We start from the raw sequence: 22,397 nt of genomic DNA on the forward strand, positions 1-22,397 counted from the left end.
ACGTTTTCATGGATACTCCTTGGAGCTTCGCACCGCGCATGACGCCCTCATCCCCACGTGCCCAGCAGCACGCCACCCGTGCCGCCTTCTTCATTCCCGGATTCGCCACCGCTGCCTGGGCGCCGATGGTGCCCTATGCCAAAGCCAAGGCCGGGTTGTCCGATGCCAGCCTCGGCGCGGTACTGCTGTGCCTCGGCCTGGGCTCGTTGCTGGCGATGCCGTTGGCCGGTGCCTTGACCGGCCGCCTCGGCTGCCGCCGGCTGCTGGTGGTGACCTGCGCGATGGTGCTGTTGGCATTGCCACTGCTGGCGCTTGCGCCCTCGCCTTTCGCGCTGGGCGCTGCTCTGTTCGTATTCGGTGCCGGCGTGGGCGCGATGGACTGCACGGTGAACATGCAGGCGGTGGCGGTCGAGCGCGACGCCGGGCGCGCAATGATGTCCGGCTTCCACGCCTTCTACAGCATCGGTGGTTTTGTCGGTGCTGGCTGCATGACCGGCCTGCTGATCCTGGGTACGCCGTTGTGGCTGGCCGCGCTGGTCTCGGTAGCGGCGCTGCTGCTGGTGGCGGCGCTGTCGGCCCCGCACTGGCGCCCACAACGGATCCTGCACGAAGGGCCGCTGCTGGCACTGCCGCACGGCGTGGTGCTGTTCATCGGCGTGCTGGCCTTCGTGGTGTTCCTCGGCGAAGGTTCGATGCTGGACTGGAGTGCGGTGTTCCTGGCCGAAGTACGGCAGGTGCCACGCGACCAGGCTGGTGCCGGCTTCGCGCTGTTCACCCTGGCGATGACCGCGATGCGCCTGTTCGGCGACGGTATCGTCGAGCGCCTGGGCCGGACCCGCACGATGGTCTTCGGCGGCATCACCGCTGCTGCGGGTTTCACCCTGGCCACGCTGGTGCCGTCATTCCCGGTGGCGCTGGCCGGCTACGTGCTGGTCGGGCTGGGCTGCGCCAACATCGTGCCAGCGCTGTTTTCCATGGCGGGCCAGCAGCGGGTGATGCCGGAGAGCATCGCCATCACTGCGGTTACCACACTGGGGTACGCCGGCATCCTCGCCGGCCCGGCAGCGATCGGTGCACTGGCACACGCCACCAGCCTCGGCTTCGCCTTCCTCTGCGTGGCCGCGCTGCTGCTGGGCGTAGCCGCGTCGGCGCGCTCACTGGCACGACGCCTGCCCTGACAGAAGGGGGGACGGAGGGGATTAAGTCGTTTCTAGCCCAGGTGTGCGGGAAACGACCTAATCCACTCCGCCCCCTTTTTTCAGCTGCGCGCCGGAGCCTTCACCGGCGTATCGGTTTCGTGCACCAGCCATTCGGCCTGGGCGGGCAGCTGCGGTGCCGGGCAGGTGCTTTCCGGATGGTGCTCGTCGCGTGCCATCCAGTCGTCGACCACACCGGCCAGCAGATCCAGCCTCAGCGGCAGGGTGATGTGATCTTCGCCGCGCATCTCGATGTAGTGCGCGCGCGGATTGGCCTGCGCCAGTTCGCGGCCCTGGCTGACCGGGATGTGCTGGTCGCCCTGCCCGTGCAGAAGCAGTACGCAGGCGTGGGTATCGGCCAACGCGCGCGCCACGTCCACACGGTCGAGATCGACGTCGATGCGGCGGCTTGCCGCGGCGACCACCTGGTCGATGTCCTGGCCACCGTAACGCCAGCGCGCGTAGGAGGCTACCGCCTGCGCCTTCAACCCTTCCGGCTGCAACCCCATCAGATGCGGGATCATCGTACGGATGGCCACCCCGGCATTGGCGAATGACTCCATCGCTACCACCCCGGCAACCTGATCGCCCAGCTTGTCGGCGGTGAACACTGCGGTGGCCGCACCGTATGACACACCGAACAGGTACAACGGGCCGGTCACTTCGCCGCGTGCACGCAACTCACCGATCACATCGACCACGTCATCGGATTCATAGGTGCCATAGCCGGACGGACCGGCACCGGACTGGCCGTGGTTGCGCAGGTCGAGGGTGACCACGCGGTAGCCGGACTCGGCCAACTGAAGCGACCACGGCAACATCGAATCACCGTTCATCATCCAACCGTGCAGCAGCACCACGGTGCCGCGCGGTGCCTGCGCGTGGAAGGGCTGCGGCACGGCCAGGCTCAAGCCGGTATCCAGCGGCAGGCCGTTCTCGTGGCGCTGCGGCAGGTAGTGGTAGCGGGCACCGTAGTTACCCGGATCGAACACGCGCCAGAAGATCGGCACGCCATCGCGCCCCGCTGCGAAACCATGGCGATTGGGCAACTCGGCAATGGCGGCGGCAATGCGCGGGCGATCGAGCAGGGTCGACACGCCACCCGGCGCGATCAGCCGATCAGCGAGCGAGGTGGAGGATGCATTGATGGAGGAGGAGCATGCAGCCAGCCACAGGCCAGCGCACGCCAGCAACAACAGCAGCAGGCGCTTCATATCACGTCGTAGGGGTGAATCAGACAAGTGGCGACGTTAACGCCCCACCCGACCGGCCATCTATCGCGCGTGGATGACGGCTTGATGACAACGCGGGAACGATTCAGCTTGGTGTACAAGCTGTATCTGTTCAGTCATTGATCCGGATCAATGAACGCGCGTGCGCGATTGCCCACAGTGCCGCCATGCGCACCTCGTTCAAGCTCGCCATTGCCCTGGCCGCCACCGTGGCCGCCGCCTACGGCATCGCCCGCACCACGCCCTACTGGTTCGCACCGCGACAGGAGGCGAAGGTCAACGTCCACGACCTGGCGCTGATCGCGCAGGGGCAATACCTGTCGCGCGCGGCCGACTGCGCTGCCTGCCATACCGCGCCGGGCGGCAAGCCGTTCGCCGGTGGACTGGGCATGCAGACGCCGATGGGCACGATCTATTCGACCAACATCACGCCCGATCCGGACACCGGCATTGGCGCCTACGACTACGCCGACTTCGAGCGCGCGGTCCGTCGCGGCATCCGTCACGATGGGCAGCCGTTGTATCCGGCAATGCCGTACGCCTCATACGTGATCGCCAGCGATGCCGAGATCAAGGCGCTGTACGCCTACTTCATGGGCTCGGTGCAGCCGGTGAAGCAGGACAACGCCGACAGCACGATTCCGTGGCCAGCCAACATGCGCTGGCCACTGGCCTGGTGGCAGCTGCTGTTCGCACGCCCGCGCAGCTTCAGCCCGGATCCAGCGCTGGATGCCGGCGAGCAGCGTGGTGCAGAACTGGTGGAAGGCCTGGCTCACTGCGGCGCCTGCCACACGCCACGCGGGCTGGCCTTCCAGGAAAAGGCGATGGCCGACGATGGCAGCCGCCAGTTCCTGTCCGGTTCGGTACTGGAAGGCTGGTACGCGAAGAACCTGCGCAATGAATCGACCGGCCTGGCCAGCTGGAGCGAGGGCGAGATCGTCGACTTCCTGCGCACCGGCCGCACCGATCGTTCGGCGGCCTTCGGTGGCATGGCCGATGTGGTCGAGCACAGCACGCAGTACCTGTCCGACGCCGACCTGCTGGCCATGGCACGCTACCTGAAACAACTGCCGGCACGCGAGGGCCGCAGCGCACAGTGGTCACCGGGTACCGACACCACCACCGCCGCACTGCGCAGTGGCGACTATCGCGTGGCCGGCTCGCTGGCCTATGCAGAGCACTGCCAGGCCTGCCATCGCGCCGACGGCCGCGGCATGCCACGGGTCTACCCAGCACTGGCTGGCAACTCGATCGTGTTCGCCGATGATCCCAGTTCGCTGGTGCAGGTGACCCTGATCGGTGGCCGCACGCCGCATACCCCGCACGACCGCATGGCGTTCACCATGCCCGGTTTCGAGCAGCTGCCGAATGCACAACTGGCACAGATCCTGACCTTCATCCGCAGCAGCTGGGGCAACCAGGCCAGCGCGGTCAGCGAGGTCGACGTGGCGAGGATGCGCCGGGTGGTGCGTGACAAGCCGGTGCATTACGTTCCGCAGGAGGCTGCACGATGAAGCGTTCGCGCAAACGTTCCCGCCTGCTGCCCGGCAGTGCGATCGCCGTTGTGCTGCTGGCCGGTGCCGGCACCCTCGTCTACCGCCATCTGTACCCGGACCTGGATGCCGCCGTGGCCAGCACGATCGACATCCTCGACGCGCAGGGCACGGTGGTCGGCCAGTACCACGCCCCCAGCGCCGAGGAAATTGCCGGGCTGGGCAATGCCGGGTCGGTGATGCTCGGCCGCCGCCTCCTCAACGAGACCGCGCGGCTGCTGCCGGACAACGTCGGCAACGATCTGAACTGCAATTCGTGCCACATGGCCGAGGGCAAGCGGCCGTTCGGCAACCACTACTTCAATACGGGTGGTGGTGCCTACCCGCGCTACATGCCACGGCCAGGCAAGGTGATCGGGCTGACCGAGCGCATCAATGGCTGCCTGCAGCGCTCGATGAACGGCAAACCGCTGGCCAAGGACGCGCCGGAAATGCGTGCCATGCTGGAATACATGACCTGGTTGAGCCGTCCCGTTCCCGAAGGCGCGCGCGTGGCGGCACCCAGCGAAGGGCCGATCGACAGCTCACTGACACCTGATCCGATCCGCGGCCAGGCGCTGTACGCCGCGCAATGCGCCGCCTGCCACGGTGACAACGGCGAAGGCCGGCGCGATGCCAGCGGTGATATCGCCTTCCCGCCGCTGTGGGGTGACCGCAGTTTCAACATCGGCGCGGGCATGGCGCGGCTGTACAAGGCCGCCGGCTTCGTCAAGCACAACATGCCGCCGGCAGTGACCCGCGAGCCCCCGCTGGGGCAGCAGGTGATGCCCGACCAGGATGCGGTGGACGTCGCCAGCTACTTCATCAACCAGCCGCGTCCGGACTTCGCCAACAAGGCCAAGGACTGGCCGCGTGACCCGAAACCAAAGGACGCGCGCTACTGAGGCAGGCGGCCTCGGGTACCGGCCGTCACACAACACGGTTCCTGCATCTTCGCGTCATGCCGATGTCATTGGCGCTGCCGACACTCCGGGGCTTCCCTCCCCTCAAGGTCCGGTCTCGATGCGAACCATTGCGCGCTTTCCCCGTGTCTCCCTGCTTGCCCTGCTGATCGCCCCCGCACTGGATGCCCTGGCCGAAGCACCGCAGGGCGACGCGGCCGAACCGCGCAGCAGCGATGCCCGCACCCTGGACCAGGTGCAGGTGATCGGCCAGGCCACCAGTTACGCCAAGACCTCGGTACGTGCGGAAACGTTGAACCGGCAGACCGTGATGAGCAGCGTCAACGACGCACTCAATGAAGTACCCGGGGTGGTGGTCAGTGAAGCCGACGCCACCGGTTCGTCGGTGTGGGGCACGCAGATCAGCATGCGCGGTTTCGTCACCAACCGCGATACGCAGCAGATCGGCACCACCATCGATGGCCTGCCCAATGGCGGCTCGGGCTACGGCGGCGGCTCGCTGGCCAACCGCTACATCGACACCCTCGATCTGGAAACGGTGGAAGTCAGCCAGGGCACCGCTGATATCTCCTCGCGCTCGAACGAAGCCCTCGGGGGCACCCTGAACTTCCTTACCAGCGATCCGCTGCAGGACAGCCGCCTGCGCTTCGTGGTCGGCGCCGGTGACAACGAGGCACGCAAGTACTACGTGCGCTACGACACCGGCCTGCTCGGCGGCCACACCCGCGCCTGGGTCAGCGCTTCCTCCGCGCGCGTGCACGACTGGATCGACGGCAGCGGCAAGACCAGCAACGACCACATCGCCGGCAAGTTCATCACCGAGCTGGACCGTTGGACCCTTACCGGCTACCTGTCCTACAACGATGCCGACGAGCCGGAATACACCAGCGTCTCGCCGAAGGGCTTCGCCACCAACCCGGATCGCGACAACCTGGTCGGCACCCTCACCGGCATTCCGTACCTGGACCAGAACTTCCGTTCCGGCTCGCGTGCGCTGCGCGAGAACACCTTCGGCTACCTGCGCGCGGCCTTCGACGGCGGTAACGGTTTCAAGGCCTCGGTGGCCGCTTATGGGCACCGAATGGAAGGCCGCGGCGACTGGCTGCCGCCCTACCTGGCACAGGTCAGCGATGACGGTGCTGGCCGCCCGGAATCGGAGTATCTCGGTGGCAGGACCGTGTTCGGCGGCAGCAACCGCGGCCAGATCTTCTTCGTCAATCCCGATGGCAGCGCCGCACAGCGCCTGGCCAGCTGCACCCCACGGCTGGGCTTCACTGCCGAGTACGACCCGAACTGCTACGCCGGCAACGTGTTGGGCGCGCAGTCGTACCGCCACACCCACTACGACAACAACCGCAAGGGCGTGACCGCCGACGTCGAGTGGCGGCAGACTTTCGGTGCCGTCGACAACACGATCCGTGGCGGGCTGTGGGTGGAGAAGCTGGACCGCTCGGCACGCCGCGACTGGCATCGCCTGCTCAACGTCGGCCAGGACATCGCCTTCGACCACCAGCCGTACTGGGTGCAGTTCGAGGACAAGTACAAGGTTGATGAGCAGATGTACTACGTCGAGGATATCGCGCGCTTCGGCCCGTTCAGCGCGCGCCTGGGCGTGAAGCAGTTCTTCGTCGACCAGTCGCGCCGCCGCGTGATCGGTGCCAATGAGCACGTGAAATCCGATTCCAAGTCCGATCCGCTGCTGTCCACCGGCTTCACCTGGGCGCCAGGCGTGGAAGGCATGGAGCTGTTCGCCGGTTTCTCGCAGAACTTCGCCGCCATTCCCTCCGGCGTGCTCGGCGAGACCGACCCGCAGCGCTTCCGCAACGTGGAGCCGGAAACCGCCGACAACATCGAAGTCGGCATGCGCATCAGTCGTTGGCCGCTGACCGCCTCGGTCACCCTGTACAACATCAAGTTCGACAACCGCATCGTCTACCTGCCGGCAGGCTTCGTCAGCGGCATCGACTACCTGGGCGAGACCGATGGTGTCTACGAGAACTTCGGCGGCGTGGAAAGCAACGGCCTGGAGGCCGCGTTCGGCTATGGCTGGGACAACGGCTGGCGCCTCAACGCCGCCTATACCTACAACCGCTCCAAGTACCTGGGCAGTGGCGACGCCGCACGTGATACCCAGCTCGGCATCGTCGACGGTGCCAAGGTGATCGGCCAGCCCGAACAGACCCTGGTGCTGTCGGCCGACTGGCAGGGTGAAAGCTGGAACTTCGGCCTGTCCGGCCGCTACCTGGGCACGCGCTACCTCGATGCCGCCAACGTCAACAAGCTGCCCTCGGCCACCGTGTTCAACGCCAACATCGGCTTCGACCTGCAGGGCCTGTCGCCGCGCCTGAAGGGCATGGGCACCAACCTGGTGGTGAGCAATCTCACCGACAAGCGGTATCTTGCAGGGGTGGATGGCCGCGACAACGCCTTCATCGGCGCACCGCGTACCGTCGGCATCTCCTTCCGTGTGGACCTGTGAGTGAACCCGTGACCGATATCGGCCGACGCCGGTTGTTGCAGGCCGGCGCTGCCGCCGGCCTTTCCCCCCTGCTACCCAGCATCGCCCGGGCTGCAGCGATCGCACCCGCCGCGCAGACGCGCAGCCTGGAAGACCTGCAGCACATCGTGGTGTTCATGCAGGAGAACCGCTCGTTCGACCACTACTTCGGCACGCTGCCGGGGGTACGTGGCTTCGGCGACCGCTTCGTGGCCCCGGCCGCCGCGCTGCAGGCCGGTGGCCGCGCGCGCAGCCTGTGGCTGCAACCCGATGCCAGCGGCACGCGCGCGATCGCACCGTTCCCGCTGGATACCGCTGCACACTTCGGCTACATGCGGGTGGAAGGCACGCCGCACACCTGGCCTGATGCACAGCGTGCCTGGGACCATGGACGCATGGGTCAATGGCCGAAAGCCAAGCAGAACCATTCGATGGGCTATTTCCAGCGCAGCGACCTGCCCTTCCAGTTCGCCCTGGCCGACGCGTTCACTATCTGCGACGCCTACCACTGTGCGATGCAGGCCGGAACCAACCCGAACCGGGTGTTCCTATGGACCGGCCACAACGATGCGACCGCGCGCGCCGGTGGCCCGGTGATCGCCAACTCGCACGACAACTTCCCGGAACATGGCGGGCATCCGGCGTCGTACCGATGGACCAGCTATGTAGAACGCCTGCAGAAGGCCGGGGTGTCCTGGCAGATCTACCAGGACATGGCCGACAACTTCACCGACAACCCGCTGGCCGGCTTCGAGTCCTTCCGCCAGGCCTACCGCGCTGCGCCGGGGCATGACCCGCAGCTGCGCGCGCGTGGGGTCAGCACGCGTGGGCTGGCACAGCTGCGCCAGGACGTGGTCGACGGGCGCCTGCCGCAGGTCAGCTTCATCATCGCCGACGCGGCCGGCAGCGAGCATCCCGGCCCTTCCAGCCCGGCCCAGGGCGCGGCGTACACCGCGCGCGTGCTGGATGCACTGACCGCCGATCCAGAAGTGTGGAGCCGCACCGCCCTGTTGCTGATGTTCGACGAGAACGACGGCTTCTTCGACCACATGCCGCCACCGGCACCACCTTCACCGGAAAACGGTGGCTGGGCGGGTGCGTCTTCGGTCAGCACCGAGGGCGAGTACCACCGCCTTCCGGCACCGGGGGATGAGAAGTACGACGCCGCCGAGCTGCGCGGACGCCCCTACGGACTGGGCCCGCGCGTGCCGCTCTACGTGATCTCGCCCTGGAGCCGGGGTGGCTGGGTCGATTCGCAGGTGTACGACCACACCTCGGTCATACGCCTGATCGAACGCCGATTCGGCGTGGCCGCACCGGACATCTCGCCGTGGCGCCGCGCGGTCTGCGGTGACCTCAGCAATGCCTTCGACTTCGCCCAGCGTGATACCCGCCCGTTCGTACGCGGCCTGCCCGACGTCAGCGCGGTTGCCGCACGCGCTGCCGCCCTGCCGGGACGCACCGTGCCGGCGTTGCCGGAGGGACTGAAGCCGGCGAAACAGGAAAGCGGCGTACGCCCGGCGCGTGCCCTGCCCTATCGGCCGCAGGCATCGATTACTGCGATCGACGCATCGGGCGTGGATCTGACGCTGTCCTGCGAAGGCGCAGCGGCGGTGCTGCATGTGTACGATCGGCTGCGGCTGGGTGCGGTGCCACGCCGCTATACGCTGGTACCGGGCACGCCGCTGCGCGAGCGCTGGGCGCTGGACGCCCAGGGACGCTATGACCTGTGGCTGCTCGGCCCGAATGGCTTCCACCGTCACTTCCAGGGCGCTGCCAAAGGGCCCGTCGTGCAGGCGTCGGTCGAGCGCGCCGAAGGCCAGCTGCGGCTGCATCTGCGCAATCTCAGCGATGCCGTACAGCAGCTGCGCGTGCATGCCGGCGCCTATGCCGGGCACATGCCGGAACAGACGCTGGCGCTGCCGGCGCATGCAGAGACCGCATTGGCGTGGGATGCAACGCCTACCGCGGGCTGGTATGACCTGCAGGTCGGCGCGGGTGAGAGCGTGCTGCGTCTGGCCGGTCGCGCAGAAGATGGTCGCCCCGGCACCAGCGACCCGGCGATGGGCAGCGAGCCATTGCGGTTCGAGCACGATTGAAGGATCTCTGTAGAGCCGAGCCCATGCTCGGCTGCTTTTCCGGTCAGTTATCGAAGAGCAGCCGAGCATGGGCTCGGCTCTACAGGGTAGACCGGTAGATTCAGGCCTCCTGCAACCCCGGCCGGCCGTGCTCCACCGCATAGCGTTTCCAGCTCTGCACCGTTCCGTTCGGCTGCATCACGGTATCCAGCGTCTTCATGTCGCCGATCCAGGCATCACGGGTGACATCGCACAGCACATAGCCGCGCTTGTCGGTGGTCGCCTTCAATTGCGGACTGTGCCGCAGCTGGTTCTCGGCATACGCGTCCACGCCCTGGCCATCGGCACCGGAGGTGATCGACGTGGCGAGGAATTCACTGGAGATCACGCCCGAGTCACGATGGTCCTGCACCAGGTCACTGGCGTAGTGCCGATGCGCGTCGCCGCAGGCGGTCACTACATTGCCGAAGCCAACCTTCTGGATGTGGTCAAGCAGGCGCCGGCGGCTGTCCAGATAGCCCGACCATTGGTCGTCGGACGACTGCACCACACCATCCTTCTCGCGCATGTAGTTGCCCAGTGCCACCTGGTGGGCGATGGTGTGCCAACGTGGCGTGGCATCGGCCAGTCCGTCGAACAGCCAGCGCTCCTGCTTCGCACCGACGATGCTGCGCGCCGGTGATTCCACTTCCTCATGCAGCGCCATGTCCACCTGCTTGCTGCGGTACTGGCGGGTGTCGAGCAGGTGTAGGTCCATCAGCGTGCCATAGCGGGCACGCCGATACATCTGCATGTGGCCGTTGCGGGGAAGCGCCGATCGGCGCAGCGGCATGTTCTCGTAGTAAGCCTGGAAGGCCTGTGCGCGGCGCAGCAGGAACACCTCGCTGGGGGTATCGTCCTGGTCCTCCGCACCGGCCCAGTTGTTGTCCACTTCATGGTCATCGAAGGTGACGAACCACGGCGCCGACGCATGCGCGGCCTGCAGGTCGGAATCGCTCTTGTACTGGGCGTAGCGGCGACGGTAATCGTCCAGCGTGTAGATCTGCGGTCCAACATGGTTGCGCAGGTTGGTGAATGGCCGGCCGTTCATCCTGCGCACGCCCGGTTGGCTTGCGCCCTCGTAGATGTAGTCGCCATAGTGGAAGACGAAGTCCAGCGGCTCCTCGGCGATGCGCCGCCATGCGGTGTAATGGCCCTCTTCATAGTGCTGGCAACCGGCCACGGCGAAACGGACACGATCAACCGCAGCGTTGGCTGCCGGCAGCGTGCGGGTGTGGCCCACGGCACTGGCGTGGCCGCCCACGCTGAAGCGATACCAGTACGGACGGCCCGGTGCCAGCCCTTCCAGCTCCACGTGCACCGCATGGCCAAGCTCGGGGTGGGCCATCGCCGAACCCTGGCGCACCACCTTGCGCATGCCATCGTCGGCCGCCAGCTGCCACTGGACCGCCATCGGCTGCGTCGGCATGCCACCACCGAACACCAGCGGCTCCGTTGCCAGGCGTGTCCACAGCACCATGCCATCGGCCGAGGGATCACCCGAGGCCACGCCCAGGGTGAACGGTGTACTGGCGAACCGCGGCGATGCCAGCAGGTTGCGCGGGTTCAGCGCGGTGGCATCGGTCTGCGCGGCCAGCGCCCGTGCCGTGCCCATCCAGGCGCCGGCGGCGGACAGGCCGGCCAGGGCCAGGAATCGCCTGCGATTGATCGTATCCACGGGTGCGCCCTCAGTTGTAGATGATGTGGAAGTAGAAGAAGCGGCCGTAGTCGTCGATCTCGGTGCGGAAGCGACCATTGGGTCCAGTGCTGTAGGTCGGCTGCGTGTTGAACAGGTTCTTGGCCTCGTACTTCAGCGTCACGTGTTTGCTGACCTTGTGGCTGAAGGCCAAGTTGAAGGTCATGTACGGGTCGTAGTACGAGTCCAGCCACTGGGTATCACCGAAGTCGACCAGCATCCGGCTGCGGTAGGTGCCGGACATGCGCAGCTGTGCGCTCTTCCACGGCATGCGCCAGATCACCGACCCATTGAGCGACCAGTCCGGCTGGTACAGCAGGCGGTCCAGGCGGCGCTCGCTGCCATCACTGATGCGGTAGTTGGTCTGGCCTTCCAGCCGCGTGGCGTTGAAATACATATCAAAGCGCTGGTGGCCCCACTGCAGGTTGCGGTTGGCCACCGCGAACTCGACGCCGCGCAGCTTGGACGCGTCGGTGTTCATCGGCTGGGTGACCCGGTAGCGGGTATCACCCACGTTCTCGAACGTGGTCAGGGTGTAGATGTCGTCCTTGATCACTTTGTCGAACAGCGCGACCGAGACCAGGCCGTTGTTGTCGTTGAAATACAGGTCCCAGGCCAGGTCGATGTTGGTGGAGCGGCGCGGCTGCAGGTTGGCGTTGCCCTGCTTGATCGTGCAGAAGCCCCTGCCCTCCTCGTCATCGCCACAGCTGGTGCTGGTGGCCTGGGCGATGTTGCTTGGCGTCGGCCGGCCCAGGGTGCGGCTGGCGGAGAAGCGCAGGCGCTGGTCGTCGGTCAGCTTGAAGGTTGCATTCAACGACGGTAGCAGGTTGTTGTAGCTACCACTGGTCCTGCGGAACGCGGAGGTATAGGTGGTACCGCCATCATCACTGAACGGGCTGAATGCATCGAAGGTGGTGTGGTCGTAGCGCAGGCCACCGATCAGCAACAGCCGATCCCAGGCATAGTGCGCGGAGACATAGGCATTGGTGATGTCCTCAACGTACTTGTAGTCACTGGTGAAATCGGCATTCGGATAGGCCGCGTCGTTGCCGCCAAGCGTGGGCGCGAGTTCGTCATTCCATTTGCGATTGTCGATCAGCGGAAAGCCCGGCACGCTGCCCAGCAGGGTAGAACCCGGGTACAGGTAATCGTTGAGCGTGGCACTGCTCTTGTAGTAGTCGAAGTCGATGTCCTGCCAGATCTTCAGGTGACGGTACTCGGCACCGGCGGCCAGGCCAAAGCCACGCGCATCGGCGTCGATGTTGTAGCTGAAGTCGGCACGCAGGTTGTCGATGCTCTCCTTGGCGTCGCGCGGCGAGACATAGGCCTGTGCCGGGTTGAGCTTGAACGCCGAGCTGGTCAGCAGGCTGGAATCGGAAACCGCCACCGCATTGGGAAAGCCGTGGCTGTCGTTCTCGTAATCGACGAACAGGTTGCTCGGGTAGGCGCGTACCCCCCAGTAGACCTGGCTGTTGTGGAAGGTCTCTTCGGTGTGGCCACCGCGCAGGGTCAACCGCGAACGGTCACCCAAGTCCCAGTTGAAGCTGGCGATGGCGCCGCGATTGCTGCGATCCCAACGATCATGCCGGTTCTTGATGTAGATGCTGTTGATCTGGGTGGTGCCGCTGTCATCGGTCTGGTTGCGGATCGGAAACTTGGCGTTGCCATACAGATCGGTCTTGTTCATCGTCGAGTTCTCGTAGAACCGGTACGAGTACAGCAGCAGCGACGCGTAGAACGGATCGTCCGACGGTTTCCATTCCAGCTTGGCCGAGCCACCGAAATTGGTGATGAAGTTGGTGTAGGTACCGGTACTGAAATTGCCGGGCGCACGCAGCCCGTTCCAGCCCTTGGCCTCGTCCGGCCCAGTGGTGCCGTCGGTGAGGTACTTGCCGGCGTCGTTGTAGTAGTAGTTCGACTCCACCCAGCGCTTGACGCTGTTGCGCGAACGCTGCTCATAGCGCGCCACCGCAACGATGCCGAATTCCTGGTCGGCACCGAACTGGTTGGAGAACACCACCTTGGCGCTCTTGCCGAAGTGACCCAGGGTCTGGTGGTTGCCACCGGCGCTGCGCTCGACGTTGGTCTCGGCAGTGGAGTAGATACCGGCCACATCGGCGAACACATACTTGCCGGACCGGTCGAACGCACTGCGGCTGATGATGTCGATCACGCCGCCGATGGCATCCGGCGCCTGCTCGGCACTGAAGCTCTTGTAGATATCGGTGCGGGTACCGATGTCGCTGGGAATCAGCTGCAGGTTGTTCATGCGCTCACCCGAGCCACTGCCACCCACGCTGGCAATCGCGATGCCATCGATGGTGGTGTAGTTGAGGTTGGCCTGCACGCCACGTACCGTGACGTAACGCGGCTCGCCAGCGTCTTCCACCGCGCTCAGCCCCGGCGCGGCCATCAGGCTCTCGGCCAGGGTTTCGTCGCCGTAGCTGTCCATCTCGTCGTAGACCACCGAATCCTTGATCACCGGCGAGGTCTTCTTCTGGTCGATCACCTCGTGCGCGGCAATCACCTTCACCGTATCCAGGGTCGGCGCCACCACCGCCTCGGCCTCGCGTGGCTTCGGCGCGGCCGGTTTCGGCTCGTTGCGTGCGGGCGCCGGATCAATGGCGATGACGTTGCCGTCCACCACGGTGTAGCCCAGGCCGGTCCCTGCCAGCAGCGCGTCCAGTGCCTGCTTGACGGTCGCACCACGCGGCACCGCCCCGGCCATACGCGCTTCACCGCTGCCCGAATACAGGAACTGCACGCCCGAACTGCGCGACAACTGCTCCAGCGCACGCGCCAGCGGCTGCGCCGCGATCGGCGCCGACACACGGGCCTCAAGGCCATCTGCAGTGGCCGCAGCCGCCACCGGCACGCTGCAGGGAGACAGAGCGAGGATGATCGACAGGTAGAGCGTGTTACGCATCACGGGTCCTTGGAAGAGAGAAAGCAGCAGGTGCCGCTGAGCGATTCGACAGCGGCTTCTCCCAAGTAAGAGCCCGCTTCCACCGAAGTGGAGAACGCGGATTCGATGAATCTTTTCTGACAGTGCACGGCCACGCCGGCCTCAGCGGCTGCCGACCCGCACCGTGTCGCCCTCGCGGCGTACGACAAAGCGCGGATCGCGTTCGAGGAACACCTGCAATGCACCGATGCGATGCGCATCGAGGCTGCCGGACAGCCGCGCCGATGCCGCGCCTTCATCCAGTATCCGCACCTGTACCTGGTTGTGTCGGTTGAAGGCGGCGGCCACTTCATCCAGCCGCTCATCAAGGAAGGACACCTTGCGATGCTGCCAATCCAGCAGCATCGACAACGGCATGTCCAAGGACTCCACAGCATGACTGCGCGTGTCGACCTGCACTACCCGGCCTTCGCCCAGCTGCGCAAGACGCGTTGCATCCCTGCCCTGGCTCCACACCTCCACTTCGCCGGAGACCACGCCGATGCGCGTGCTCTGCAGCCGCCGCGATACATCGAACACGGTGCCGATGTCTCGGATCTTCAGGCCGTTCACCTGCACTTCGAACGGACGGCGGTCGCGGGCGATGTCGAACGTGGCTTCGCCCTGCAGCAGCTCCACCTTGCGGCTGAACCAGCTCATGCGTACCCGCAGGCGGCTGTCCGCGTTGAGCTGCACCTGGGTCTGGTCAGGCAGCACCAGGTCGCGCAGTTCACCATGGTCGGCGCTGTACAGCTGTTCGGTGGGCATCAACTGCGGAACCAGGCCCACGCCGAGCAGGGCGACACAGGCTGCGGCAGCCAGCGCCCACCAGCGCGCGCGGCCGCGCCGCGGCGCAGCGCGCGGCGCGGCCGGTGCGCTACCGAACAGCGGCACCACCTTGGCGGCAGCCTGCCGTGGCGGCGCCTGCGCCTCTTCAGGCAATGGCGATTGCAGTGCCTCACCGACCTGCCGGTGCAGCGCGAGGGCGTGCATGTAGGCGCGCACGTGTTCGGGCGAACGCTTCATCCAGTGCAGGAATGCAGCGCGCTCGGCCTCGCCCAGACTCCCCTCGCGATTGCGCTGGAACCAGTCCATGGCCTCGCAGGCGATCGTGTCGTCGGCTGCGGGCGATGTGTTCCGGTTCATGTGTGCTCCCTGGCGCCCAGCGCCTTCCTGCAGGCCTCCAGCCCCTTGCCGATGTGCTTGCGCACCATGTGCACCGACACCTGCAGCTGCTGGCTGATTCCCGGGCAGTCCAACCCGTCGCGGTAGTGCAGCTCCATCACCCGCCGCGTGGTCGCCGGCAGTCGTGCGATGGTGCTGCGGATACCGTTCCAGCGCTGCGCGCGCTCGAATTCGCCTTCGATGTCTTCTTCGCTTTTCAGCACTTCCGCCAGTAAATCAACGTCTTCCAGCGGCGGCAGCGACGAACGTGAGCGTGCATGCTCGCGCGCCAGGTTGGCCGCGACGGTGAACAGGTAGGCTTCCGGGTTCTCGATCGCTGCGGCATTCTCGCCGGTGGTCCGCAGCAGCCGCAGGTACACTTCCTGCGCCAGGTCCTCGGCATCTTCGCTGGCAGAACCGCGGCGCAGGAAAAAGCCACGCAGCAGCCGTCGCCGCAGCGCGTAGCTCTTCTCCCAGATCCTCACGCTGTTCACGGCCGGCCAACCACCCCGAGGCTGGAAAGCCCCGCAGGGTGACGGCCATCGATGACAGTGACGTTTCAACTGCCGGCAGGCAGCCGCTAGAATTCCGCCCCTGCAGTATCCCGGCAGCCGGCACAAGGAGTGCCCCGCAATGAACGCACGCACCGCCATCAACACACTCAGCAGCCTGCTGTTCCTGCTGCTGGTCGCGCACACCACGGCCTACCAGCAGCAGATGTGGCCGCCCAGCCGGGTCATCCATGTGCATCCGGTGATCGTCGCCCTCGCCTATGCACTGGGTGTGCTCACCCTGCTGCTGTGGACCGGCGGCCGTCGTACACCGGAACCCGCCCAACGACTGGCGCGCTGGCTGCCCATCGTCGCCTGGTGCCTGTTGGGCGTCGGCGTGGTGATCATCCCGATGTTCCTGCCTGGGTTGTCCCCGGCCTGATCAGCGGCCGTGCCCAGCGCATCCGCCCATGATACGCCGCGCCGCGCCAACCCTTGCTTGCCAGAGACCCAAGCCCTGCCCGCCTATCGAAGCCGGGGGGCCAGGCCTACGCTTGTCTTCTCGGTGACCGCCACGGTCGCCCTTCGCGTCACGGCCCCGCCGTTGCGACCCCGCTCCAGTGCTGTGCGCCCTGCCGGTGTTGTCGCCCAGGCAGAAGTCCGACCGGCGCCCTCTGGAGACAGCCATGAATCAAGCCCAGATCCCCTTCGATACCGACCCGCTGGAAACGCGGGAGTGGCGTGAATCGCTGGAGGCGGTGATGCAGGCCGGCGGCCGGCCGCGCGCGCACTACCTGATCGACCAGCTGAGCGAGCTGGACGCCCAGCAGCATGGCGACCTGCATACCCGTGCCTGGACCGCGTACGTCAACACCATCCCGCCCGAGCGCCAGCCGGCCTACCCGGGTGACCTGGCCATCGAGCGCCGCCTGAACGCGATGATCCGCTGGAATGCGATGGTGATGGTGCTGCGTGCCGGCAAGCATTCCAACGTCGGCGGCCACATCGCCACCTACCAGTCGGCGGCAGTGCTGTACGACGTGGGTTTTGATCATTTCTTCCGGGGCCGTACCGACACCTTCGACGGCGACATGATCTACATCCAGGGTCATTCAGCGCCAGGCATCTACGGCCGCGCCTATGTGGAAGGCCGCATCGATCCGGCGCGGATGGACAACTTCCGCCGCGAAGCGGGCCGCGAGGGCCTGTCCTCGTATCCGCACCCTCGCCTGATGCCGGAGTTCTGGCAGTTTCCCACCGTGTCGATGGGCCTGGGCCCGCTGACCGCCGCCTACCAGGCGCGCTACATGCGTTACCTGGAATACCGCGGTCTGAAAGAACACCAGGGCCGCAAGGTCTGGGCCTTCCTCGGCGACGGCGAGATGGATCAGCCCGAATCGCTGGCGGCAATTTCCCTGGCCGGTCGCGAGCGGCTGGACAACATCGTGTTCGTGGTCAACTGCAACCTGCAGCGCCTGGACGGTCCGGTGCGCGGCAACGCCAAGGTCATCCAGGAACTGGAAGGCACCTTCCGCGCGGCCGGCTGGAACGTGATCAAGCTGATCTGGGGCAGCGGCTGGGACGACCTGCTCGCCCGCGACCACAGCGGCCTGCTGCGCCAGCGCATGATGGAATGCGTGGACGGCGACTACCAGACCTTCAAGTCGCAGAACGGTGCCTACGTGCGCGAGCATTTCTTCGGCCGTTATCCCGAGCTGCTGGAGCTGGTCGCGCACATGAGCGACGACGACATCTGGGCGCTGGCGCGTGGCGGCCATGATCCGCAGAAGGTGTTCGCCGCCTACCAGCAGGCAGTGAACACCAGCGGCCGGCCGACCGTGATCCTGGCCAAGACGGTCAAGGGTTTCGGCATGGGCGAAGCCGGCGAAGGCCAGAACATCAACCACCAGCTGAAGAAGATGAGCGCCGACGCGGTGCGCGCCTTCCGCGACCGTTTCAACCTTCCGGTCAGCAATGAGCAGCTGGAGGAGATGCCGTACCTGCGTCCGGAGCCGGGCAGCGCCGAGGCGGCCTACTTCGCCGAACGCCGCCGCATCCAGGGCGGGCAGCTGCCGGCGCGCCTGGCCAAGGTCGATCCGCTGCCGCTGCCGCCGCTGTCGATCTTCAACACCCAGCTGCAGGGCAGCGGCGATCGCGGCCAGTCCACCACCATGGGCTTCGTGCGCATCCTCACCAGCCTGCTGAAGGACCCTGAACTGGGCAAGCTGGTGATTCCGATCGTGCCCGATGAATCGCGCACCTTCGGCATGGAAGGCCTGTTCCGCCAGATCGGCATCCATTCGTACCTGGGCCAGCTGTACACCCCACAGGATGCCGGCCAGCTGAGCTACTACAAGGAAGCCAAGGACGGCCAGATCCTGCAGGAAGGCATCAACGAATCCGGTGCGATCTGTTCGTGGATCGCCGCGGGTACCGCCTACAGCAACCACGGGCTGGCGACGATTCCGTTCTACATCTTCTATTCGATGTTCGGCCTGCAACGCGTCGGTGACCTGGCCTGGGCCGCCGCCGATGCGCGCACCCGCGGCTTCCTGCTCGGCGCCACCTCCGGCCGTACCACGCTGATGGGCGAAGGCCTGCAGCACGATGACGGCCACAGCCACGTGCTGTCGTCGGTGATTCCGAGCTGCGTGTCCTACGACCCGACCTACAACTACGAGCTGGCGGTGATCATCCACGCCGGCCTGCGCCGCATGTACGTCGAGCAGGAAGACATCTACTACTACATCACCGTGCTCAACGAGAACTATCCGCAGCCGGCACTGCCCGAGGGCACCGAGGCTGGGATCCTGAAGGGCCTCTACCTGCTGCGCCCGGCAGCCGCAGGCAGCACTTCGCAGCCACGCGCGCAGCTGATGGGCAGCGGCTCGATCCTGCGCGAAGTGGAAGCAGCAGCCGAACTGCTGCAGCAGGACTTCGGCGTCGCCAGCGATGTGTGGAGCGCGACCAGCCTGACCGAACTGCGCCGTGACGGCCTGGCAGCCGAACGCTGGAACCTGCTGCATCCGGCCGAGGAGCCGCGCGTACCCTACGTGCAGCAGTGCCTGCAGGGCCACGAAGGGCCTGTGGTGGTGGCCACCGACTACATGAAGATCGTCGGCGACCAGATCCGTCCCTTCATCAACGACCGCCGCTTCACCGCCTTGGGCACCGATGGTTTCGGCCACTCCGACACGCGTGAATCGCTGCGCACGTTCTTCGAGGTGGATCGCCACTTCATCGTGCTGGCGGCCCTGAAGTCACTGGCCGATGAGGGCCGCATCGAACGTTCGCGGATGCAGGAGGCCATCGACAAGTACGGCATCGACACCGGCAAGCGCGATCCGGCGGCGGTGTAAGGCTGCTGCATTCACCACGCCCGTTCTGCGGGCGTGGTGCCGGCGGCAATGCTAGGGCATCCGCTTGAACAGATTGGTCTGCAGTATCGGCGTACCGTCGTGGCCGTAGAACGCCTTGGTCTCGGTCATCGTCGAGCGATCGGCCGCCACGGTGTAGATGCGTGTGGAGGCCGGCGTACCGTGGTCCACCAGCTGCATCACCAGCGTGTTCGGCGCTGGCAGTTTCAGGTTGGCCTTGTCCGCACCGTAGGTGCCGGACAGGGGACCTGGCGTGCCATCCAGCGCCAGCGTGCCATCGGACTTCATGGTATTGCCATCGTGCAGCACGATGTCCACGTGCGAACTCCAGCGGCCGCCACCGGCATCCTTGAATTCGAGTACTACCTGCTTTGGACGCTGCGCCTGCGGCAGCGCCGAGGTGGCGATATCCAGCGACCAGCGCCCCAACAGCGGCGAAGGAGATGCCTCCATTGCCAGCGCCGGAACGGCGGGGAGTGAAAGCGCAGACAACAACACAGCGGACAACAGCTTCATACGTTGCTCCATTCGACGAAGAAGGCTCTGCGTGAGGCGTTGTGGGGCGCAGCACGGTCAATGCTGCTCGCCCACGGCGTGTGCTGCAAGCCACTCGCTGAATGGCCGACCTCACGCCATGTCAGGCCGCTGTCACACAGGGGTAGTAGAACGATCCCGGATCTCCGGCCTCCTCCCCCAAAAACAGCGTTGAACGCGCAGCCATCGCTGCGGCAGCTCTATGCCGCCGGCCACTTCGCCCGCACTCTGTCCTGGTCGTTCGTGGACCTGGCGCTGGGCTACTACCTGCACGTCCGGCTGGGACTGTCGGCTGACCACACCGGCCAGCTGCTGGCCATCTCACTGGCCTACAGCAGCGTGCTCGATCTGCTGTTGGCCGCCGTGTTCACGCGCCTGCACGACCAGCGTCGCCTCGCCTTGCGCCTGCAGCTGGTCGGGGGCCTCGGTACCGCGGCCAGCGCCTGCCTGCTGTTCAGCCCGAGCACCGCGACCGAGCCGGCCTTCCTGCCGCTGCTGGCCGCCTCGCTGTTGTTCCGTACCTGCTACGCGGTTTACGACGTGGCCCAGAATGCACTGACTTCGCTGTTGCCCCGCGACGAGAACGAGGCCATGCGCTACGTTTCCGCCCGCGCGGTAGTGGTACCGATCTCCAAGGTGTGCATCGCTGCAGCACTGTTCGGCGTGGTCGGTGCACCTGAATCCGCAGGAGGTGGCAGCGCGCTGCTGATCTGCATGATCATCGGCATCCTGATCGCGGCCGCCGCGCTTCCCCTGGCCTGCGTCGCCACGCCCGCACAGCCCGCCACAGCCATCAGGCCCGTTGCCGGCGCCCTGCCGCTGCCGGCACTGCTGCCGGTTCTGCTGGCTGCAGCGGCAGAAACGGCGCTGGTGGGCCTGGCCGGGCGCCTGTTTCCCTTTGCCGACCAGGGCGCAGCGCTGACCTTCGCCATGGTCGCGGGCATGGTGGTCGCGCCTTGGCTCCATCTGCGCCTGCGCCCCCCGCTGTGCAGCGAGACAGGCCTGATTGCGCTGATGTCGGTGCTGGCCATCGCTGCCGTCTGCGTTTACCAGGCCAAGCCCTCCCTGCCTGTAGCGATTGCGTGTGCCGCTGTCCATGGGGCGGCGGTGGCCAGTGTCGGCCTGGTGCTGTGGCGGCGCACCGCGCTGATCGCCCGTCGCCATGCCGTCCGCAGCGGACGTGAGGATGACCTGAGCTGTTTTGCCCTGCTCACTGGAACCATGAAACTGTCCATTGCCGCCTCCTCATTGCTGCTGGGCCAGCTGCTGCCCGGCATACAGGCAGGTGATCCGGTCACCTCTGCCGCACTGGTCTCGCTGGTTGCCGTCGGCAGCCTGCTGTCGCTGGCCGCATTGGCCTGGCCAGTCGCGCCGCCGCGTACCGAAGGCCTGCGCCCATGAACCTGGCTCCCACATCGCGGCTGCGCCGCAAACCGCTGATCGCGCTGGATGCCGACCACAAGCGCATCATCTGGCTGTTGCGCACGATGGGAGCCGTTCCCCGCATCACCATTGCCCATCACTTAGGCATGCACAACGGTGCGTTGACCCGCCTGGCGCGTGAACTGCTGATGCTGGAAGTGATCGAGGAACAGGGACAGCTGTCCGATGGCCAGCGCGGCCGACCCTCGGTGCCACTGGCGCTTTCCGGGCGGGGCGGCTATGCCGCCGGTGCCACGGTACATCCCGGTTGGCTGGAGATCGCGCTGGTGGATTTTGCCGGCCAGGTCATCGCCCGCGATGCAACCGCATTCGACAGCGCAGATCCCTACGACTTCGTGCACGCGGTGGACCAGCGCCTGCGCAGCCTTACCAGCCGCACCGGGCTCATGCGCGCGCGCTTCCTGGGCCTCGGCGTGGCGGTTCCCGGGCCCGTGGTCGAAACCGGGCCTGCGCGCAGGCACGCGGTGGACTGGTTGCACGGTTGGCGCGATATCGACAACGACCAGTTCTTCGAAGATTACTTCGGTTTCCCGGTCTGGGTGGAGAACGATGCGACCCTGGCGGCGCTGGCGGAGTACTACGACAGCGGGCTGATCCGCGACTGCGCCTCGGCGCTGCTGCTGTATGTAGGCCACGGCGTGGGCGGCGGCGTGATCCATCGGCGCGACGTGATGCGCGGTGAGTTCGGCAATGCCGGGGATATCGGTCGCTTGTTCCGCATGGACGCACCGCGCCCCTCGGGCATCGACCTGCTGGCCACGTTGCGCGACGCCGGTGCCGGCATTCCTTCACTGTTCGAACTTGAGTCCTGCCTGGAAACCCATGCCGGCATCATCAATGCCTGGGCAGAACGTGCGGGCAACCAGCTGGGCGTGGCGGCCAATACCGGTGTGGCGTGGCTCGATCCCGGCGCCGTGATCCTGTCCGGTTCACTGCCCCGGCAGGTGCTGCAAGCATTGGGACAGCATCTGCAGCAGCCAGCACGCTGGAGTAGTGCGCTGGACAGCCTGCGCCTGCCACAGGTGCATGTGTCGCGGCTGGGAGGGTCTGCGGTATCGGTGGGTGCGGCCCTGCTGCCAATCCACCAGTTGGGTGCCGATGCCGCCGCTTAATTGTTTATTTCCGCCGAAGTAAACAATTCCGTCATCGCCCGGACCTACCGTGCAGCGGTCCCCCTTCCCTGCATGGCCGCCCTCCGATGAACATCAGCCCCCTGGTCCTGGGAATCTCCCTGGTCCTGATATCCCTGCA

At 66.1% G+C, this 22,397-nt stretch carries 15 protein-coding genes; 9 read left to right on the top strand and 6 right to left on the bottom strand.

Features of this window, described 5'->3' with window-relative positions; all coding sequences use genetic code 11:
- Positions 1-38: 38 nt before the first annotated feature.
- Complete coding sequence (locus tag V9K93_RS00720) at positions 39-1,178, top strand: MFS transporter (protein ID WP_337302151.1); 1,140 nt, start codon at positions 39-41, stop codon at positions 1,176-1,178.
- A gap of 80 nt (positions 1,179-1,258) precedes the next feature.
- On the opposite strand, the gene V9K93_RS00725 is transcribed toward V9K93_RS00720, so the two are convergent.
- Positions 1,259-2,410, bottom strand: coding sequence for an alpha/beta fold hydrolase (locus V9K93_RS00725; RefSeq protein WP_136638836.1), 1,152 nt, complete (start codon positions 2,408-2,410; stop codon positions 1,259-1,261).
- A gap of 185 nt (positions 2,411-2,595) precedes the next feature.
- On the opposite strand from V9K93_RS00725, the gene V9K93_RS00730 reads away from it, so the two are divergent.
- The 4 genes from V9K93_RS00730 to V9K93_RS00745 all read left to right on the top strand — a co-directional run bounded on the left by V9K93_RS00730 (position 2,596) and on the right by V9K93_RS00745 (position 9,479).
- Positions 2,596-3,942, top strand: coding sequence for a c-type cytochrome (locus V9K93_RS00730; RefSeq protein WP_046985858.1), 1,347 nt, complete (start codon positions 2,596-2,598; stop codon positions 3,940-3,942).
- Positions 3,939-4,865 carry a c-type cytochrome gene (locus tag V9K93_RS00735; protein WP_046985857.1) on the top strand — a complete coding sequence of 309 codons (927 nt, stop codon included), beginning with the start codon at positions 3,939-3,941 and terminating at the stop codon, positions 4,863-4,865. The genes V9K93_RS00730 and V9K93_RS00735 overlap by 4 nt, the downstream gene beginning before the upstream one ends.
- Before the next feature lie 118 nt (positions 4,866-4,983).
- The gene (locus V9K93_RS00740) at positions 4,984-7,362 is read left to right on the top strand and encodes a TonB-dependent receptor (RefSeq protein ID WP_337301948.1); all 2,379 of its coding nucleotides are present in this window, start codon (positions 4,984-4,986) and stop codon (positions 7,360-7,362) included.
- Between the two features lie 8 nt (positions 7,363-7,370).
- On the top strand, positions 7,371-9,479 hold the full coding sequence (locus V9K93_RS00745) for a phosphocholine-specific phospholipase C (RefSeq protein ID WP_046985867.1): 2,109 nt from the start codon (positions 7,371-7,373) through the stop codon (positions 9,477-9,479).
- A 100-nt stretch (positions 9,480-9,579) separates the two neighbouring features.
- Here V9K93_RS00745 and V9K93_RS00750 read toward each other — a convergent pair whose 3' ends face one another.
- The 4 genes from V9K93_RS00750 to V9K93_RS00765 form a co-directional block, all read right to left on the bottom strand.
- Positions 9,580-11,175 (bottom strand): alkaline phosphatase D family protein, encoded by a 1,596-nt coding sequence (locus V9K93_RS00750; RefSeq protein WP_136639935.1) that lies wholly within the window; start codon positions 11,173-11,175, stop codon positions 9,580-9,582.
- Between the two features lie 10 nt (positions 11,176-11,185).
- Positions 11,186-14,119 (bottom strand): TonB-dependent receptor, encoded by a 2,934-nt coding sequence (locus V9K93_RS00755; protein ID WP_136639936.1) that lies wholly within the window; start codon positions 14,117-14,119, stop codon positions 11,186-11,188.
- A 141-nt stretch (positions 14,120-14,260) separates the two neighbouring features.
- The gene (locus tag V9K93_RS00760) at positions 14,261-15,283 is read right to left on the bottom strand and encodes a FecR family protein (RefSeq protein WP_136639937.1); all 1,023 of its coding nucleotides are present in this window, start codon (positions 15,281-15,283) and stop codon (positions 14,261-14,263) included.
- Positions 15,280-15,795, bottom strand: coding sequence for an RNA polymerase sigma factor (locus V9K93_RS00765; protein WP_046985852.1), 516 nt, complete (start codon positions 15,793-15,795; stop codon positions 15,280-15,282). Before V9K93_RS00765 ends, V9K93_RS00760 begins: the two co-directional genes overlap by 4 nt.
- 139 nt (positions 15,796-15,934) lie before the next feature.
- Between V9K93_RS00765 and V9K93_RS00770 the strand changes: the two genes are divergently transcribed.
- Together V9K93_RS00770 and aceE are read left to right on the top strand one after the other, a co-directional pair.
- Positions 15,935-16,234 (top strand): hypothetical protein, encoded by a 300-nt coding sequence (locus tag V9K93_RS00770; RefSeq protein ID WP_046985851.1) that lies wholly within the window; start codon positions 15,935-15,937, stop codon positions 16,232-16,234.
- A gap of 244 nt (positions 16,235-16,478) precedes the next feature.
- Positions 16,479-19,151: a pyruvate dehydrogenase (acetyl-transferring), homodimeric type gene (gene aceE, locus V9K93_RS00775; protein WP_337301949.1), complete on the top strand. Its 2,673-nt coding sequence runs from the start codon at positions 16,479-16,481 to the stop codon at positions 19,149-19,151.
- Between the two features lie 51 nt (positions 19,152-19,202).
- Here the strand turns inward: aceE and V9K93_RS00780 are convergent, their stop codons facing one another.
- Positions 19,203-19,685, bottom strand: a complete 483-nt coding sequence (locus tag V9K93_RS00780) for a hypothetical protein (protein WP_004152943.1) — start codon at positions 19,683-19,685, stop codon at positions 19,203-19,205.
- A gap of 189 nt (positions 19,686-19,874) precedes the next feature.
- Here V9K93_RS00780 and V9K93_RS00785 point away from each other — a divergent pair, with 189 nt between their 5' ends.
- The gene (locus V9K93_RS00785) at positions 19,875-21,104 is read left to right on the top strand and encodes an MFS transporter (protein WP_046985849.1); all 1,230 of its coding nucleotides are present in this window, start codon (positions 19,875-19,877) and stop codon (positions 21,102-21,104) included.
- The gene (locus V9K93_RS00790) at positions 21,101-22,258 is read left to right on the top strand and encodes an ROK family protein (RefSeq protein WP_046985848.1); all 1,158 of its coding nucleotides are present in this window, start codon (positions 21,101-21,103) and stop codon (positions 22,256-22,258) included. The genes V9K93_RS00785 and V9K93_RS00790 overlap by 4 nt, the downstream gene beginning before the upstream one ends.
- The last annotated feature ends 139 nt before the right edge of the window (positions 22,259-22,397 follow it).

This window comes from Stenotrophomonas sp. CCNWLW162 (assembly GCF_037203745.1).
Lineage (GTDB): Bacteria > Pseudomonadota > Gammaproteobacteria > Xanthomonadales > Xanthomonadaceae > Stenotrophomonas > Stenotrophomonas maltophilia_AQ.

Bases quoted from the DNA above. Each gene is read 5' to 3' on its own strand.
- V9K93_RS00740 (WP_337301948.1), top strand. From the start codon at position 4,984: ATGCGAACCATTGCGCGCTTTCCCCGTGTCTCCCTGCTTGCCCTGCTG.
- aceE (WP_337301949.1), top strand. From the start codon at position 16,479: ATGAATCAAGCCCAGATCCCCTTCGATACCGACCCGCTGGAAACGCGG.
- V9K93_RS00730 (WP_046985858.1), top strand. From the start codon at position 2,596: ATGCGCACCTCGTTCAAGCTCGCCATTGCCCTGGCCGCCACCGTGGCC.
- V9K93_RS00780 (WP_004152943.1), bottom strand. From the start codon at position 19,685: ATGAAGCTGTTGTCCGCTGTGTTGTTGTCTGCGCTTTCACTCCCCGCC.
- V9K93_RS00770 (WP_046985851.1), top strand. From the start codon at position 15,935: ATGAACGCACGCACCGCCATCAACACACTCAGCAGCCTGCTGTTCCTG.
- V9K93_RS00725 (WP_136638836.1), bottom strand. From the start codon at position 2,410: ATGAAGCGCCTGCTGCTGTTGTTGCTGGCGTGCGCTGGCCTGTGGCTG.
- V9K93_RS00760 (WP_136639937.1), bottom strand. From the start codon at position 15,283: ATGAACCGGAACACATCGCCCGCAGCCGACGACACGATCGCCTGCGAG.
- V9K93_RS00720 (WP_337302151.1), top strand. From the start codon at position 39: ATGACGCCCTCATCCCCACGTGCCCAGCAGCACGCCACCCGTGCCGCC.
- V9K93_RS00790 (WP_046985848.1), top strand. From the start codon at position 21,101: ATGAACCTGGCTCCCACATCGCGGCTGCGCCGCAAACCGCTGATCGCG.
- V9K93_RS00735 (WP_046985857.1), top strand. From the start codon at position 3,939: ATGAAGCGTTCGCGCAAACGTTCCCGCCTGCTGCCCGGCAGTGCGATC.
- V9K93_RS00755 (WP_136639936.1), bottom strand. From the start codon at position 14,119: ATGCGTAACACGCTCTACCTGTCGATCATCCTCGCTCTGTCTCCCTGC.